The following is a 15,620-nucleotide window of genomic DNA, read 5'->3' on the forward strand; positions in this document are numbered from 1 at the left end:
CACGGGCCCCGGGCCGTCAGAGACCTAGTTCGTCGGGGACGGGAACGTCCTTGTCCAGCAGGTTCCTGGCCAGGAAGTGCTCCACGACGCCGTACCAGACCTTGGCGTGCTGCGGCTGCAGGATCCAGTGGTTCTCGTCCGGGAAATACAGGAAACGGTGGTCCGTTTCGCCGTTTCCGTCCGCCGCCAGCTGCGACTTGGCGAGCAGCTCGTACCAGAGCCGGAGTCCCTCGCCGATCGGTACGCGGTAGTCCTTGTCGCCATGGATGACCAGCATGGGAGTGCGGATGTTCTCCACGTGCAGGTGCGGGGAGTTCTCCAGCGCCATCTCTGCCGTCATCTCCTTGAGCCAGTACTGCGCGGCGTCGGTGGTGGGGCCGAACTGGTCCAGGGCCCAGAGGCTGGCGTGCGTGACGATTGCCTTGAAGCGGTCCGTCTGCCCGGCCACCCAGTTGGCCATGTACCCGCCGAACGAGCCGCCCATGGCGGCCGTGCGCGTCTGGTCGATGTCGGAGCGCTGCACGACGGCGTCGGTGATGGCCATCAGGTCGGTGAACGGAGCCTTGCCCCATTCCCCCCAGCCCCGCTGGATGTGGTCCTGACCGTAGCCGGTGGAAAGGGCAGGGTCCGGGAGCAGCACCGCGTAGCCGCGCGCCACCAGCAGCCACGGGTTCCAGCGCCAAGTCCAGGCGTTCCAGGATCCCAGCGGGCCGCCATGGATCCAGAGCAGCAGCGGGGCCGGGGCCGCGGCGGACGCGCCCTCGGGCAGGGCCAGGTACGCGGGCACACGGGCGCCGCCGGCCGCCGTCGTCTCCACGCGCTCCAGCGTGCCCTTGAAGTGCGGGCGTTCCGCGGGCGCGGGCAGGCGGACGACGTCACCGGAGGCGAAGTCGATCCGCACAGGTTCGGCGGGGAATTCGTAGGAGCTGCGCAGGGCGTAGGCGCTGCGTCCGTCCGGTGCGACGACGACGTCGGTGTACGCCGCGGCGTCGGCCGTCAGGCGTAGCACCTGGGCCGCCCCGTCCGGGTCTCCGGCCACACCGATCCGGAATACCGGCGATGCGCCGTCCTCGTCGGCGGTGACCAGCAGGGCCGATCCGTCCGGCAGCCATGCGGCGGGGCGGGCCCAGCGGTCCCAGTCATGGGCGAGCGGCGTCAGGGCGCTGCCCCCTGCCGCCGGGCCAGTGACGTGGAGGAGGTGCAGCTTGACCTGCGGCGCCGCCAGCGGCGTGGTGTCGCTTTCGCTGACCACCACCAGGCTCCGGCCGTCCGGGCTGACCGGGCCCGGGAAGTAGCTCAGGCCTTCCGTGTCCAGCAGGACCGTGCGGGTGCCGGTGGCGACGTCGATGGCGACCAGCACGGAACGTGAATCGGCGTTGGCGAGGGGCTTGGCGAAGCTGCTGTAGATCGTCGTGCCGTCCGGACTGAGCACCGATTCGGCGTCCCTGAGCCGCGTTCCGGCGTCGGGCGTCAGGTTGCGCAGCTTCAGCGGCGGCGCGGCGTCGACGGTGGCCGGCTTTCCGGCCTCCAACGGGTCTCCGGGTTCGACGGCGAACAGCCGCGGCTGCGCCGGGCCCAGGTCCGCGTCCCAGTAGCGGACTGGGTAGCCGCTGTGCAGGATGGCCGCGACCTTGTTGTCCTTGCGCGCTTTCCGGCGTTCCTCGTCATTGTCCTCGTCCGTGGAGCCTGCCAGGACCGAGGCCGCGACCACCACGGTGTCGGCGTCCTTGGCGGCGTGGACCCCGCCGATTCCGCCGGCCCGGGACAAGGCCACCCGGGCTTCGCCGCCGTCGGACGGCAGGATCCATAGGGCGTTCACCGGGTCTGCCTCGGGGCTCTCCGGATCGGGACGGGCCGAGGTGAAGTACAGGTCGCCGTTGGCGGCAAACACCGCACCGGCCTCCCCCTTGGCGCTGCGCGTGATCCGGCGGGCCTGTTTGGCCCCGCCCGGATCCACCTCCCACAGCGCGGTGCAGTATTCGGTGCCCTTCGCGCCGAGGGTCGCCACTGTGGTCACCAGCCGGGTGCCGTCCGGGCTCAGCGTCAAACCGCTCACTCTGGGGATCGCGAGGTAGTGGTTCAGATCGTGGAAGGGGGTCTCGGGTTGTTCGCTCAGGGTCTCTGAGTCCTTAGCAGCCATGCACCGATTCAACACCGAATGTGGCATCGATCACAAAACGTTCACTAAGAGTGAAACATTGCTTTCAGATAGGGCTCCCGAGTCATGCGGGACGGGCCCTGGCGCTTTAGCACGGACACCGCCCACCGTTCGCCGAAGATGGCCGCTAAGCCAGCTCCCATAGCGGCCATCTCTGGCAAATGGTTCACGACGGCGGCGGGCAACGCAAAGGCCCCGCCGTCCCTTTCGGGGCAGCGGGGCCGTTGTTGATGGTGCTTAGACGCTCGGAGCGATCTCCGGGATGCGCGGCTTGGCGTTGCCGGCGAAGGTGAACTTCGCGTCGTCGCCTTCGCCTTCAACGTCCACCACCACGATGTCGCCGGCGTGCAGTTCGCCGAAGAGGATCTTCTCGGAGAGCTGGTCCTCGATCTCGCGCTGGATGGTGCGTCGCAGCGGCCGGGCACCCATGGCGGGGTCGTAGCCGCGGGTCGCCAGGAGCACCTTGGCCGCGGACGTGAGCTCGATGCCCATGTCCTTGTCCTTGAGGCGCTTCTCCAGGCGGGCGACGAACATGTCCACGATCTCGATGATCTCGTCCTGGGTCAGCTGCGGGAAGACCACAACATCGTCAACACGGTTCAGGAACTCGGGGCGGAAGTGCTGCTTGAGCTCTTCCGTGACCCGGGCCCGCATCCGGTTGTAGCCGGTCTGCGTGTCCGTGCCGGACTGGAAGCCGGTGGCAACGCTCTTGGAGATGTCCCGGGTGCCGAGGTTCGTGGTCATGATGATCACGGTGTTCTTGAAGTCCACCACGCGGCCCTGGGAGTCGGTCAGGCGGCCGTCTTCCAGGATCTGCAGGAGCGAGTTGAAGAGATCGGCGTGCGCCTTCTCCACTTCATCGAACAGGACCACGGAGAACGGACGACGGCGGACCTTCTCGGTCAGCTGGCCGCCTTCCTCGTAGCCCACGTAGCCCGGAGGGGCACCGAAGAGCCGCGACACCGTGTGCTTCTCCGAGTACTCGGACATGTCCAGGGTGATCAGGGCGTCTTCCTCGCCGAACAGGAACTCGGCGAGGGCCTTGGCCAGTTCGGTCTTGCCGACGCCGGTGGGGCCGGCGAAGATGAAGGAGCCGCCCGGACGCTTGGGGTCCTTGAGGCCTGCACGGGTGCGCCGGATCGCCTGGGACAGGGCCTTGATGGCCTCGTTCTGGCCGACCACGCGCTTGTGGAGCTCGTCTTCCATCTTCAGCAGGCGCGAGGACTCTTCCTCGGTCAGCTTGAAGACCGGTATGCCGGTGGAGTTCGCCAGCACTTCAGCGATGAGGTCTTCATCAACTTCGGAGATGTCGTCCATGCCGCCGGTCTTCCACTGGCGTTCCTTTTCGGCGCGCTCGGCAATGAGCTTCTGCTCCTTGTCGCGCAGCGACGCGGCGCCTTCGAAGTCCTGCGCGTCGATCGCGGATTCCTTCTCCAGCTTCATGGCGGCGATCTTCTCGTCCATGATCTTGAGCTCCGGCGGGGCAGTCATGCGGCGGATGCGGAGCCGCGCACCTGCCTCGTCGATCAGGTCGATCGCCTTGTCCGGCAGGAAGCGGTCCGAGATGTAGCGCTCGGAAAGGGCCGCCGCCGAGGCGAGGGCGCCGTCGGTGATGGTGACGCGGTGGTGTGCCTCATACCGGTCGCGGAGGCCCTTGAGGATCTCAATCGCGTGCGCGACGGAGGGTTCCTTGACCTGGATCGGCTGGAAGCGGCGCTCCAGCGCGGCATCCTTCTCGATGTGCTTGCGGTATTCGTCCAGCGTGGTGGCCCCGATGGTCTGGAGTTCGCCGCGGGCCAGCATGGGCTTCAGGATCGAGGCCGCATCGATGGCGCCTTCGGCGGCACCGGCACCCACCAGGGTGTGGATCTCATCGATGAACAGGATGATGTCACCGCGCGTGCGGATCTCCTTGAGGACCTTCTTCAGGCGCTCTTCGAAGTCGCCGCGGTAGCGGGAGCCGGCCACGAGGGACCCAAGGTCCAGCGTGTACAGCTGCTTGTCCTTGATGGTCTCAGGGACGTCGCCGCGGACGATCGCCTGGGCCAGGCCCTCGACGACGGCGGTCTTGCCGACGCCGGGCTCACCAATCAGCACGGGGTTGTTCTTGGTGCGGCGGGAAAGGACCTGCATGACGCGTTCCATTTCCTGCTCGCGGCCGATCACGGGGTCCAGTTTGTTCTCGCGCGCCGCCTGGGTCAGGTTGCGGCCGAACTGGTCCAGGACAACGGACCCGGCCGGGGTCCCCTCAGCCTGCCCGGGGCCGACACCGGCGCCCGTGGCTTCCTTGCCCTGGTAACCCGAGAGCAGCTGGATGACCTGCGAGCGGACCCGGTTCAGGTCTGCGCCGAGCTTGACGAGCACCTGGGCGGCAACGCCTTCGCCCTCCCGGATAAGGCCGAGGAGGATGTGCTCGGTACCAATGTAGTTATGGCCCAGCTGCAGCGCCTCGCGCAGCGAGAGCTCCAGGACCTTCTTGGCGCGGGGGGTAAAGGGGATGTGGCCGGAGGGCGCCTGCTGGCCCTGGCCGATGATCTCCTGGACCTGCTCGCGGACACCGTCGAGCGAAATGCTCAAGGATTCAAGGGCTTTGGCGGCAACACCTTCACCCTCATGGATCAGACCCAAGAGGATGTGTTCGGTACCAATGTAATTGTGGTTCAGCATGCGTGCCTCTTCTTGGGCAAGCACAACTACGCGACGGGCACGGTCCGTAAATCGCTCAAACATTTCGCCACACTCCTAGCTACGACGTACTTTGATGCTACGTGGCCGGGTTCCAGATTTGGGGCTTGTTCGCCACAGGGGAAACCGGAGGGTTGCGCAACCGCGCCCGGACCGGGTCCCCGGCAAGGGGCAAGAACCGTCCGGAACCCCACCGGACGGGCGCTACCCGCCGATCCGGAAGGGCGCATCCGGCTCTTCCGGACGGGCGCAACCGGCCGCCAAGCTGGCCGGCCGGGTGGACGGGCGCACCGCCGGACGGGCGCCGTCGGCAGCGCAAAGGTGCCCGAATTGACGAAGATGGCCGCTAAGCCTGGCCCCATAGCGGCCACCGTCGGCAAATGGTTCACTTCGTGCGGGACATATGCCTGGAAATGCTGCAGGGGAGGAACATGGGCGGCGGAGCCTGTTCATCGCCGGACGGGCGGGCCGATCTGCCGGACGGGCGCACCGACGCCGGCATGGCAATGCCCCCGTCAGATAACGGGGGCATTGGCATTTGACAGACGCTCGATTACGACGGCATGAAACGTGATTGCGGCTTGATACTGCGCTCACATGCCGGGCCCGGCACTGCGGCCTGACGCCGGGCCCTGCTAGGAATTAGCCTTTTGGTAGGCTTCCTGAATTTCAGCCTGGATGCGTCCGCGGCTGTTTACCGCATAGCCGTTGTCCCGTGCCCACTGGCGGATCTGGGCAGAGTCCTGATTCCGTCCGCTGGAAATTTTCGTGCGCGTGGCGCGTCCGCTTGACGTTTTGCGCGCGTGCGTCACAAATCGGTCCACCGCGGAGCGCAGTTCTGATGCATTGCCTGACGACAGGTCAATTTCGTAGCTGACGCCGTCAAGGCCAAACCGGACAGTTTCGTCCGCGGATCCCCCATCCAGATCATCAACGAGGATGATTTTTACTTTCTGTGCCATAAAGGACTCTCTTTCCAAAGATCGAGCGTTTAGAAAAGCAGGATGTATCTGGAATAAGTATCCTCCGCGTTACAGCAGGGAGTCAAAGCGCAAAACTCTGTCCAAAGGAAAACCTAAGGCGGCAATAGGGAACTATTACTTCTTTCGGGTAATTAGCTTCCCAGGGTCCCGGATTCCGGTCCTTTGGCCCTAGTTTCGGCCTCGGCATGGGCGCGGGCTTCTGCCTGCCGCTCTGATTTGTCGGCATTGAATATGGATTTCATGGCAAACCAGAAAAGCAGGCCCACCACGATGGGGGGCAGCAATACGGCGATATAGTCCATGCTCAGTGTCCTTCGGGCTTCAACAGGGGGAAGAGGATCGTTTCGCGGATGCCGGCTCCGGTGAAGAGCATCACGAGCCGGTCGATGCCGAGGCCGATCCCGCCCATGGGCGGCGCGCCATACTCGAGCGCACGGAGGAAGTCTTCGTCCAGCTGCATTGCCTCCACGTCACCCGCGGCGGAACGGCGGGACTGTTCGGTGAGGCGTTCGCGCTGGATGACCGGGTCGATCAGTTCGGAGAACGCCGTGCCCCGCTCCATGCCGCCGATGATGAGGTCCCAGGCCTCGATCAGGCGGCCGTCTTCGCGGTGCTGGCGGGCCAGCGGCTGCGCGGACGGCGGATAGTCGTAGACGAACGTGGGGTTGAGCAACGTCGGCTCCACCAGTTCACCGAAGAGTTCGACGACGAGCTTCTCGGCTTCCCAGGCGGCGTCGACCTTGACCTCGTGCTTGGCAGCCAGCTCCAGCAGCTCGGCAACCGGGGTGTCGGGGGTTACTTCCTGGCCCACGAAGTCGGACAGTCCCGGGTAGACCGCCAGCCAGGTCCATTCGCCGTCGAGGTTGATCTCCCCGGCTTCGGTCTGCAGCACGCGGCCCACACCGGCGGCGTCGGCGGCGTCCAGGATGATCTCCTTGATCCGGTCCGCCATGACGAACTGGTCCGCCCACGCCTCGTAGGACTCCAGGGTGGTGAACTCGGGGCTGTGCGTGGAGTCCACGCCCTCGTTGCGGAAGACCCGGCCCATGTCGTAGACACGGTCGATCCCGCCGACCACCGTGCGCTTGAGGTAGAGCTCGGTAGCGATGCGCAGCGTCATCTTCTGGTCGAAGGCGTTCATGTGCGTCTCGAAGGGACGGGCCGTGGCGCCGCCGTGAACCAGCTGCAGCATGGGGGTTTCCACCTCAACGTAGCCCTGGCGGTGCAGGGTTTCGCGGATGGAGCGGGTGATCGCGGCGCGGGTGTACACCATCTCGCGGGCTTCGTCTCGGACAATGAGGTCCACGTAGCGCTGGCGGACACGCGTTTCTTCGTTCAGCCCGGCGTGCAGCACGGGCAGCGGGCGCAGCGCCTTCGAGGCCATGGTCCAGGAATCCGCCATGACGGAGAGTTCGCCGCGGCGTGAGGAAATGACCTCGCCCTTGATGAAGACGTGATCGCCGAGGTCCACGAGAGACTTCCACTCCGCGAGCGCCTCCTCACCGATGTTGGCCAGGCTCAGCATGACCTGCAGCCGCACGGCCTTCCCGTCCAGGCCGCCCTCCTGGAGGGTGGCGAAGCAGAGTTTGCCCGTGTTGCGGATGAAGACGATGCGGCCGGTCACGCCAACGGCGTCGCCAGTGGTTTCATCGGCCTGCAGGTAGGCGTATTTCTCCCGGATTTCCGTGAGCGAGTGCGTGCGTTCGACACCCACCGGATATGCCTCGACGCCGCGTTCGATCAGCTTGGCGCGCTTCTCCATCCGGATGCGGGTCTGTTCGCTGGCATCATGCGGCTCGGCGGCGTTGTTCGGGGTGGGGGTGTTTTGGGAAGTCACAATCCCCAAGTTTACCGTCGATTTGCGTCCGGGAAGGTCCCGGCCCGGTTCTGCCCGGGCGGCAGCCAGGCGGACGGGGTGCGGGAATAGACTCGAAGTTGTGGAGACATGGACAGTGAGGACCGACGACGGCAAGGGACACCTTGAGCTGCACACCATCCGCCCGGCGGGGCACGCACCGGGCAGAACAGCCGCGTCCGACGCCGCCGTGGCGTCCCGCGGCGAAGGATCCGGCGTCGTCGTCGTGCACGGGACCCTGATCACCGATGCGCTCTACCGGTCCTTTGCCCGAAAACTTTGCCGGCTGCTGGACCAGCCGGTGCACTGCTACAACCGCCGCGGACGCGCAGGTTCCTCGCACCAGCCGGCCGACTATTCCGCCGCCACCGAGGTGTCCGACCTGGCAACCGTGCTCCGCGAGACCGGCGCCAGCGACGTCGTGGCCCACAGCTATGGCGGGTTCGTGGCCCTCGAGGCCGCCCGGCGCCTGCCGATCCGCAGGATGGTGACTTACGACGCCGCCGTGAGCCTCTCCGGGAACCTCACCCAGCGCTGGCGGCCCGAACTGGAAAGGTCCGTGGCTGCCGGCGAACTCGACCACGCCTGGGCGCATTTGGTGCAAGGCCTGGAGACGGCCGGCCCGGTGTCCATGCTGCCCCTGGGCGCGCTGCGCATGCTCAGCATCCTCTCGGCCCGGACCAGGCTCGGCGCCGAAATGCGGCAACTGCTGCCCACGGCCGTCGCCGAGATGCGCGCCGTGCTGGATGCCGACGCCGAACTCGAGGATTTTGCCGCCATCACCACCCCCACCCTCATGCTCAGCGGCGGCTGGAGCCCCGGCTACTTCGCCGACACGAGCCACCAGCTTGCCGATGCCGTCCCCGCGGTCAGCTTCGCTGTGGTCCCCGGGCAGCTGCACGAAGGCCCCATCCGGCCGGGAAGCCGGCTGGCCCTCCGCACGGCCCGGTTCCTCCACGGCGGGCCCGGGGCAGCGACCCCGCCGCCCGTCAGCCTGGCCGGCAGCCTTGCAGCCGCGGGCGTGCCGGCCCGGTGGCGGCGCAGTGGGCCCGGCCGCTGAGGGCTGCGACGCGACCGACCGCTAGAATCGGGGGCGACCCTTTCGAAAGGACCCCCTTGGCCAAGCTCTACTTCCGCTACGGCGCCATGAACTCCGGCAAATCTACGGGGCTTCTGCAGGCGGCCTTCAACTATGAGGAACGCGGCCAGCGGGTCCTGCTGGCCAAGCCGGACGTGGACACCAAGGGCGACTCCGACGTCGTGTCCCGCCTGGGCATGACCCGTTCGGTGGACTTCCTGATCCCCGCCGGCGCGTCGGCCCGCGACCTGTTCACCGCCCAGGCCCACGGCGACGATCCCGACGCCTTGCTGCAGCACGTGGACACCCCGCCGGTGGCCTGCCTGCTGGTGGACGAGGCCCAGTTCCTGGAACCGGAGCAGGTGGACGACCTCTTCCGCATCGCGGTCCTGGACAACGTCCCCGTCCTCGCCTACGGCATCCGCACCGACTTCCGGACCCGCGCGTTCCCCGGTTCCCTGCGCCTGCTGGAGATCGCGCACACCCTCGAAGAGCTCAAGACCATCTGCCGCTGCGGACGGAAGGCCATCTTCAACACGCGCCGGATCGGGGACCACGTGGTGTTCGACGGGAACCAGGTTGCGATCGATGGCCAGGACGTCTGGTACGAGTCGCTCTGCGGCGCCTGCTACCTCGAGGTCTCCGGCGGCCGGCTGGGCAACTAGCGCCGGCGCGATCATGCAGCGCCGCTGCGACGGGACCACAACTGAACTGCGGTCATAGTGGACTGCGCCCTACTGGACTGGCGCCATAGTGCACCGCGGCTTACTGCACTGGGGCGTGGCCTCGGCTAGGCTCGGAGCATGACCCGCGAGAACATCAGAACCCCCAACGGCGGAACGATCGAGCTTTTGAGCACGGGCGCCGAGCTCGCCTCGGCGGGTTCGGGCATCGTCGTCGTGCCGGCCTCGATGGTGACGGCCGCCGACTACACCCGTTTCGCGCAGAAACTCAGCGCGTCACTGGGGCGGCCGGTGCACACCTTCAACCGTCGCGGCCGCGGCTCGTCCTCCCCGCAGCCTGAGGATTACACCCTCGACGTGGACATCCACGACCTCGACGCCGTCATGAAGCACACCGCCAGCACGGACGTCTTCGGCCACAGCTTCGGCGGGGCAGTGGCCCTGCACGCGGCCCGCACCCTGCCGGTGGAACGGCTGGCCGTGTACGACCCCGCCGTGTCCGTCAACCACAGCGTCACGGCGGACTGGACGCCCGAATACGAGCGGGCGACCGCAGCCGGCGACGACGACCGCGCCCTCGCCGTCCTGCTCAAGGGCCTGGAGACCGGCAGCGCCCTGTCCCGGATGCCGCTGTCCATGCTGACGCTGGCGAACAAGCTTTCGGCGGGCACCCCGATCGGCAAGCAGCTGCGCGACCTCATGCAGACAGGCGTCCGCGAGATCAAGGCGATCATCGCCGCGGACATGCCGGCCGAACCCTTCCTGGAACTGCCGCTGGAAACGCTGATCATCGTGGGCGAGAAGAGCCCTGCCTATTTCGGCGTGGCCTGCGCCCAGATCCACGATGTGCTCTCCGGCTCCAGCTATACGATCCTGCCGGGCATGGGCCATGACGGTGTCAACAAGGCGCCGGACAAGCTGATCGCCGAGCTCAGCGCGTTTTACGCAGGCTGACCCGCAACACGCAACGCCCTACAACCAACGCGGGGTCACTTAGCGCCCATTCCGGAGGCTCAGACCGGCGCTAAGTGACCCCGCGTTGTTTGTTAATTGCAGCTAGTGGGCGGCCGCGTGTGCCGCGCCTTCGGTTTTGCGCATCATGGCGGACAGCACGACGGCGGCGACGGCTATGACGGCCGCCGTCAGGAATGCCGCATGCATGCCGGCGACCATGCCCGAGGCAACGGCCACGAAAGCGTAGATCGAGACCAGCAGCGCCGTGCCGGCGGCGCCGGCCACCTGCTGCAGCGTGCTCATGATGGCCGAGCCGTGGGAGTACAGGTGCGGCGGCAGCGGGTTCAGGCCCGTCGTGAACGCGGGGGTGAACAGCAGCGCCAGGCCCAGGCTCAGTGCCACGTGCAGGGCGATGATCCACCCCAGCGGCGACGTGGCGTCCAGCATGGAGAACTGCCAGAGGGACAGCACCATCATGATCGAGCCCGTCACTGTCAGCGGCAGGGGCCCGACCCTGTCGAATACGCGGCCGATGAAGGGCCCCAGCAGGCCCATGGCGAGGCCGCCGGGCAGCAGCACCAGGCCGGTCTCGAGGGACGTCAGGCCGCGGATCTCCTGCAGGTACAACGGCAGCAGGATCACCGCGCCGAAGAGCGCGATCATGGCCACGACCAGCAGCAGCACCGATACGGTGAACATCCGGAAGGTGAAGGCGCGCAGGTCCAGCAGGGGGCCGCCGGTCTTCTGCAGCTTCAGCTGGCGCAGAACGAACGCTGCCAGGGCCAGCACGCCAACGGCCAGCGCCACCACGGCGGGGGTGCGGGAGCCTGCCTGGCCGCCGCCGATCTGGCTCAGGCCGTACACCAGGCCGCCGAAGGCGGGGACCGTGAGCACCACGGAGAGGGCATCGAGCCGGGTTTTCCCGGTCTCACCGATGTTGGTCAGGTACCTGGCCCCGATGGCCAGTGCGGCGAGGGCGATCGGCAGTACGAAGACGAACATGAACCGCCAGGAATAATGCTGGAGGATCAGGCCGGAAACTGTCGGACCCAGTGCCGGCGCGACGGAAATGGCGATGCTGACGTTGCCCATGACGGCGCCGCGGCGCTCCAGCGGCACGAGCGTGAGGATGGTGGTCATCAGGAGCGGCAGCATGATGGCGGTGCCGCCGGCCTGGACGATGCGGGCCAGCAGCAGGACTTCGAAGCCCGGCGCGAGGGCGGCCAGCAGGGTGCCGCCGGAGAACAGTCCCATGGCCAGCATGAACACGGCACGGGTGGTCAGCCGCTGCAGGATGAATCCGGTGGTGGGGATCACGACAGCCATGGTGAGCATGAAACCGGTGGACAGCCATTGCACGGTGGGCGCATCGATGTTCAGGTCCACCATCAGCCGTTGCAGGGCCACGTTCATGATGGTCTCGTTGAGGATCACGACGAAGGTGGCCACCAGCAGCGTGGCGATGATGGCCACGGACTCCCGGGGCATCTTTGCCGGCGCGGTGGGCGCGGTGGATGCGGCCGGGGCGGCCGGGGTGGCCGATCCGGCGACGGCGGGGGCACCGCCCGGTGCGGGATCGCCAGAGGCGTTGGAAGAGACGTCTGTTGACATGGGAATTCCCTCAGGGAGTTTGGTGTGGGTCCGGCGAGCGTCGGCGCTGCTGCAGGTTCCAACAGTCTAGGGCCCGGGGGCATTCCCGTCACCGCGAAAGCAACGCGGGGTCAGTTACGGCCCATGACGGGCGGCGGCATGGGCCGTAACTGACCCCGCGTTGCTTTGTGGTGGGGCTGGGGGCTAGGAATTCAGGGGCACGTTGTCGATGAGGCGGACGGGGCCGACCGTGGCGGCGATGATCGCCAGCCCCTCGCCGCGGAACGGGGTGTCCCGGCAGTTCTCCGCGAGGGGCTCGAGGGTGCGCGGATCCACTACCTCGAAATAGTCCAGCTCCACGAGCGGCTGGGACCGGACGAGGGCCTGCGCCGATTCGATGTCCAGCGGCTCATGGGCGTTGGCGCGCTCCTCGATGAGCCGCAGTGCGCGGGAGAGCACCAGGGCCGCCTCGCGCTGGTCTTCGGAGAGGAAGCGGTTGCGGCTGGACAGCGCCAAGCCGTCGGCCGAGCGCACAATGGGCACCGGCACGATCTCCACGGGAAAATTCAGGTCAGCCACCATGCGCTGGACCAAGGCCAGCTGCTGCGCGTCCTTCTGGCCGAAATAGGCGCGGTACGCGGGCTGGCCTCCACCGGGCACGCCGGCCCCAGGGATGCCGTAGTGGAGCAGTTTCGCGACGACGGTCAGCGCGCCGTCGAAGTGCCCTGGCCGGGACGCGCCTTCCCATTTTTCGCCCAGGGGTCCCGCCGTGATCCGCACGAGGGGTGCCCCGCCGGGGTAGACCTCCTCAACACCCGGCGCGAACGCCAGGTCCACCCCTTCGGCGTCGAGCAGCGCGAGGTCGGCGTCGAGCGTCCGGGGGTAGCGTTCGAGGTCCGCGGCCTCGCCAAACTGAAGCGGGTTGACGAAGATGGTGGCCGCCACGACGTCGTTCTGGGCGACGGCCGTCCGGGCCAGCTGGGCATGTCCCTCGTGCAGGGCGCCCATGGTGGGCACGAGGCCCTGGGACGTGCCGCCTTTCTGTGCCAGCAGCCGGGCGCTTGCGGCGCGGAGCTGGGCAGCAGTGGTGACGAGTTGGATTGCCATGTCAGGGTCCTTCCGGGGCGGGCGTCCCGTTCTCGCCGGGGCCGCCGAGCGCCTGTTCGATGCCGTCGAGTTGTTCCGGTTTCAGCAGTCCGCGGCTTCCTGCCCGGCGGGCTGTCGCCCGGGCCATGGCCAGGTACGCCTCAAGAATATCGCCGGCGGCGCCGCCGTCGTACTCGCGGAGGGCGCCGGCGTGCGCGGCCACCGTGCCGGTGTCACCGCGGGCCACGGGCCCGGTCAGGGCCGTTTCGCCGGAGGCGAGGGCGTTCTCGAGGGTGGCGCGCAGCAGCGGGCCCAGCATCCGGTCCGGGGCGTCGACGCCGACGTCGCGGAGCAGCTGCGAGGCCTGCGCCACGAGCGTGACCAGGTGGTTGGAGCCGTGCGCGAGGGCAGCGTGGTAGAGGACGCGGTCGGCCTCGGCGATCGCGACGGGCTCGGCGCCCATTTCGACGACGAGTGCCTGGGCGATCGGCAGCATCGCGGCGTCGGCCGTGACGCCGAAGGTGCAGTCCAGGAGCCTGGTGAGGTCCAGGCTCATGCCCGTGAACGTCATGGCCGGGTGCAGCGCGAGCGGCACGGCACCGGCGGCGCGGACCGGATGCAGGATCCCGACGCCGAAGCGCCCGGAGGTGTGCGCCACGAGCTGGCCGGGCTGCCAGGCGCCGAGCTTGGCCAGTCCGTTCACCAGCGGGCCCAGGGCATCGTCCGGGACGGCGAGCAGGACCAGTTCGGCCCGCTCCACGATGTCCTGCACGTCCAGGATCGGGACGCCGGGCAGGAGCGTTTCGACGCGTTCTTTGCTGGCGTCCGAAACGGCCGACGCCCCGATGACGGCGTGCTCGGCTCCGCGCAGCGCCGCCCCCAGGACGGCTCCGACCTTCCCCGCGCCAATGATTCCGACGCCGAGGCGTCCTGGTTTAGCCATGATGCGGGCCTTCCTGGTGGTCTTCTGCGGGTGGTGCGGGCGGCTGGGCCGCCGGCTCCAGCCAGTGTTCGCTCTTCTGGTGCTTGCGCGCGGCACGGGCACGGGCCGACTGGGCATCGAACAGGGCCCGGGCTTCGTCGAGGCCGGCCTGTATGAGCCGCGGAGCCACCGGACCCGCCGTGGTGTGCAGGACCAGGTCGGCCACCCGGAACCGCCGGGCGAGCGGGCCCTGCTGGAGCGCCATGGACTGGGTGCGCTGGTGCGGCACCACCACGAAGTTCCGCCACCAGCGGCCCGACCTCAGGAGCAGGGCGGACTCCGTTGCCGCGAAGCCGTTGCGGCGCCAGCCCAGCGGCGCCAGGAACCGGGCCCGGCGCGGGCTGGTGACGAAGCCGCCGTCGGAGGCCTTCCCTGCTGCGCTGCCCGGGGTCCCGGCAGGGTCCGCGAGGCCGGTGATCCCCGCGGTGAACAGCCCCACCGGGTCCTGGGTCCCGGGATCCGGGAGCACCAGGGAGAGGATGTCCATGACGTCGCCGAGGTATCCCACCGGAAGCAGCGTGGTCCGGGCCGATCCTTCGCCGGCGCTGCCGGCCAGGCCGTAGCCGGCCACGTTGACCTGGATCCGGTACCAGCCGAACATCCGCCACAGCGGCGGCTGGCTGACCTTCAGCGCTTGGATCCTGCCCGGCGGAACGGTCTGCGCCTGCGTGTCCAGCAGGCCGTAGCGCAGCCGGATGCCGTCCGGGGAAATGGCGGCGGTGAAGTTGTAGCCCTTGTTGAACGAGGACCAGTAGGAGGCGATGAGCCCGATTGCGGCTGGGATCAGGAAGACCGTGAAGTTCCGGTTTTCCGTGACGGCGGAGAGCATCACCGAGGCAATGCCGCCAGCCAGGATCACGACACTTTGTTCGCTCAGGAGCAGCGAGCCCACCAGGCGCGGCGGCGGCACGGTGAGCACGGCCTGTTCGGGGGCTTCCACGGCGGCGGCCGCCGGCTCTCCGGACTCCGGGTCTCCCGGCTCCCGCGCCGGCTTCCCGCCCGCGGCACCGGAGGCTCGGGCCAGGATTGTCGCGCGGAGCTGCCGGGCCTCGTCCGCGCGCAGGTACGCCAGGCGCACCGCGGACTGGCCGGCGTCGGCGACTTCGAACCGCAATTCAGCCAGTCCGAAGATCCGTGCCAGCAGGGGTTGCACGACGTCGATCGCCTGCACCCGGTCCAGCCTGGCCTGCCGCTGCTGCTTGAACAGGAAACCGGTGTTGACGCGCACGTAGCCGCCGGCTACCTGGTAGCGGGTGAAGTACCAGCTCAGGACGTAGCCGAGAACGGTCAGCAGAATCAGGGCGCCGCCGCCGAGCAGCAGCCAGGGCGCCCGTCCGGCCAGCCGCTCGTCAAAAAGCGGGCCGCCCTGCAGGAACCGTTCGAAACTGTCGCGTCCAAAAAAGAACAGCAGTGCAGCCAGCGCCACCCAGCCGCGGACAAAGGGCGACGCGGGGTGCACGCGCAGCCAGCCGGCGTCGGCAGTTCCTTCGATACCGGAGCCGACGGCGGTTCCGTCGGCGGCGCGTCCGGCATCCTCCGGTGTCAGCGCCATCCCGTCACGGCCTT

The 15,620-nt window shown here is 68.0% G+C and carries 12 protein-coding genes; 3 read left to right on the forward strand and 9 right to left on the reverse strand.

The window, feature by feature from the left end; translation table 11 throughout:
• Positions 1–16 precede the first annotated feature (16 nt).
• The 5 genes from AC1DNG_RS04770 to lysS form a co-directional block, all read right to left on the reverse strand.
• Positions 17–2,140 (reverse strand): S9 family peptidase, encoded by a 2,124-nt coding sequence (locus AC1DNG_RS04770; protein WP_476886751.1) that lies wholly within the window; start codon positions 2,138–2,140, stop codon positions 17–19.
• Between the two features lie 255 nt (positions 2,141–2,395).
• Entirely contained in the window at positions 2,396–4,888 is a 2,493-nt protein-coding gene (locus AC1DNG_RS04775) for an ATP-dependent Clp protease ATP-binding subunit (RefSeq protein WP_476856120.1), read from the reverse strand.
• A 590-nt stretch (positions 4,889–5,478) separates the two neighbouring features.
• Positions 5,479–5,805 (reverse strand): histone-like nucleoid-structuring protein Lsr2, encoded by a 327-nt coding sequence (locus AC1DNG_RS04780; protein ID WP_476886752.1) that lies wholly within the window; start codon positions 5,803–5,805, stop codon positions 5,479–5,481.
• Positions 5,806–5,957: 152 nt separating this feature from the next.
• Positions 5,958–6,128 carry a hypothetical protein gene (locus AC1DNG_RS04785; protein ID WP_223914693.1) on the reverse strand — a complete coding sequence of 57 codons (171 nt, stop codon included), beginning with the start codon at positions 6,126–6,128 and terminating at the stop codon, positions 5,958–5,960.
• Between the two features lie 2 nt (positions 6,129–6,130).
• Positions 6,131–7,663 carry a lysine--tRNA ligase gene (gene lysS / locus AC1DNG_RS04790; protein ID WP_223914694.1) on the reverse strand — a complete coding sequence of 511 codons (1,533 nt, stop codon included), beginning with the start codon at positions 7,661–7,663 and terminating at the stop codon, positions 6,131–6,133.
• Between the two features lie 100 nt (positions 7,664–7,763).
• On the opposite strand from lysS, the gene AC1DNG_RS04795 reads away from it, so the two are divergent.
• The 3 genes from AC1DNG_RS04795 to AC1DNG_RS04805 all read left to right on the forward strand — a co-directional run bounded on the left by AC1DNG_RS04795 (position 7,764) and on the right by AC1DNG_RS04805 (position 10,396).
• Entirely contained in the window at positions 7,764–8,741 is a 978-nt protein-coding gene (locus AC1DNG_RS04795; RefSeq protein ID WP_476886753.1) for an alpha/beta fold hydrolase, read from the forward strand.
• Positions 8,742–8,797: 56 nt separating this feature from the next.
• On the forward strand, positions 8,798–9,424 hold the full coding sequence (locus AC1DNG_RS04800) for a thymidine kinase (protein ID WP_028276920.1): 627 nt from the start codon (positions 8,798–8,800) through the stop codon (positions 9,422–9,424).
• Positions 9,425–9,562: 138 nt separating this feature from the next.
• Positions 9,563–10,396 carry an alpha/beta fold hydrolase gene (locus AC1DNG_RS04805; protein WP_028276921.1) on the forward strand — a complete coding sequence of 278 codons (834 nt, stop codon included), beginning with the start codon at positions 9,563–9,565 and terminating at the stop codon, positions 10,394–10,396.
• A gap of 102 nt (positions 10,397–10,498) precedes the next feature.
• Here the strand turns inward: AC1DNG_RS04805 and AC1DNG_RS04810 are convergent, their stop codons facing one another.
• The 4 genes from AC1DNG_RS04810 to AC1DNG_RS04825 all read right to left on the reverse strand — a co-directional run bounded on the left by AC1DNG_RS04810 (position 10,499) and on the right by AC1DNG_RS04825 (position 15,606).
• Entirely contained in the window at positions 10,499–12,007 is a 1,509-nt protein-coding gene (locus AC1DNG_RS04810; RefSeq protein ID WP_476886754.1) for an MDR family MFS transporter, read from the reverse strand.
• A 183-nt stretch (positions 12,008–12,190) separates the two neighbouring features.
• On the reverse strand, positions 12,191–13,093 hold the full coding sequence (gene panC / locus AC1DNG_RS04815; RefSeq protein WP_476886755.1) for a pantoate--beta-alanine ligase: 903 nt from the start codon (positions 13,091–13,093) through the stop codon (positions 12,191–12,193).
• Position 13,094: 1 nt separating this feature from the next.
• The gene (locus tag AC1DNG_RS04820; RefSeq protein ID WP_230007210.1) at positions 13,095–14,015 is read right to left on the reverse strand and encodes a Rossmann-like and DUF2520 domain-containing protein; all 921 of its coding nucleotides are present in this window, start codon (positions 14,013–14,015) and stop codon (positions 13,095–13,097) included.
• On the reverse strand, positions 14,008–15,606 hold the full coding sequence (locus tag AC1DNG_RS04825; RefSeq protein ID WP_230007209.1) for a PH domain-containing protein: 1,599 nt from the start codon (positions 15,604–15,606) through the stop codon (positions 14,008–14,010). The genes AC1DNG_RS04820 and AC1DNG_RS04825 overlap by 8 nt, the downstream gene beginning before the upstream one ends.
• Between the last annotated feature and the right edge of the window lie 14 nt (positions 15,607–15,620).

It is taken from the genome of Arthrobacter sp. 01T425, assembly GCF_056398725.1.

Coding starts and splice junctions, on each gene's coding strand:
- AC1DNG_RS04805 (WP_028276921.1), top strand. CDS start 9,563: ATGACCCGCGAGAACATCAGAACCCCCAACGGCGGAACGATCGAGCTT.
- AC1DNG_RS04825 (WP_230007209.1), bottom strand. CDS start 15,606: ATGGCGCTGACACCGGAGGATGCCGGACGCGCCGCCGACGGAACCGCC.
- AC1DNG_RS04820 (WP_230007210.1), bottom strand. CDS start 14,015: ATGGCTAAACCAGGACGCCTCGGCGTCGGAATCATTGGCGCGGGGAAG.
- AC1DNG_RS04780 (WP_476886752.1), bottom strand. CDS start 5,805: ATGGCACAGAAAGTAAAAATCATCCTCGTTGATGATCTGGATGGGGGA.
- AC1DNG_RS04785 (WP_223914693.1), bottom strand. CDS start 6,128: ATGGACTATATCGCCGTATTGCTGCCCCCCATCGTGGTGGGCCTGCTT.
- panC (WP_476886755.1), bottom strand. CDS start 13,093: ATGGCAATCCAACTCGTCACCACTGCTGCCCAGCTCCGCGCCGCAAGC.
- AC1DNG_RS04810 (WP_476886754.1), bottom strand. CDS start 12,007: ATGTCAACAGACGTCTCTTCCAACGCCTCTGGCGATCCCGCACCGGGC.
- AC1DNG_RS04770 (WP_476886751.1), bottom strand. CDS start 2,140: ATGGCTGCTAAGGACTCAGAGACCCTGAGCGAACAACCCGAGACCCCC.
- AC1DNG_RS04775 (WP_476856120.1), bottom strand. CDS start 4,888: ATGTTTGAGCGATTTACGGACCGTGCCCGTCGCGTAGTTGTGCTTGCC.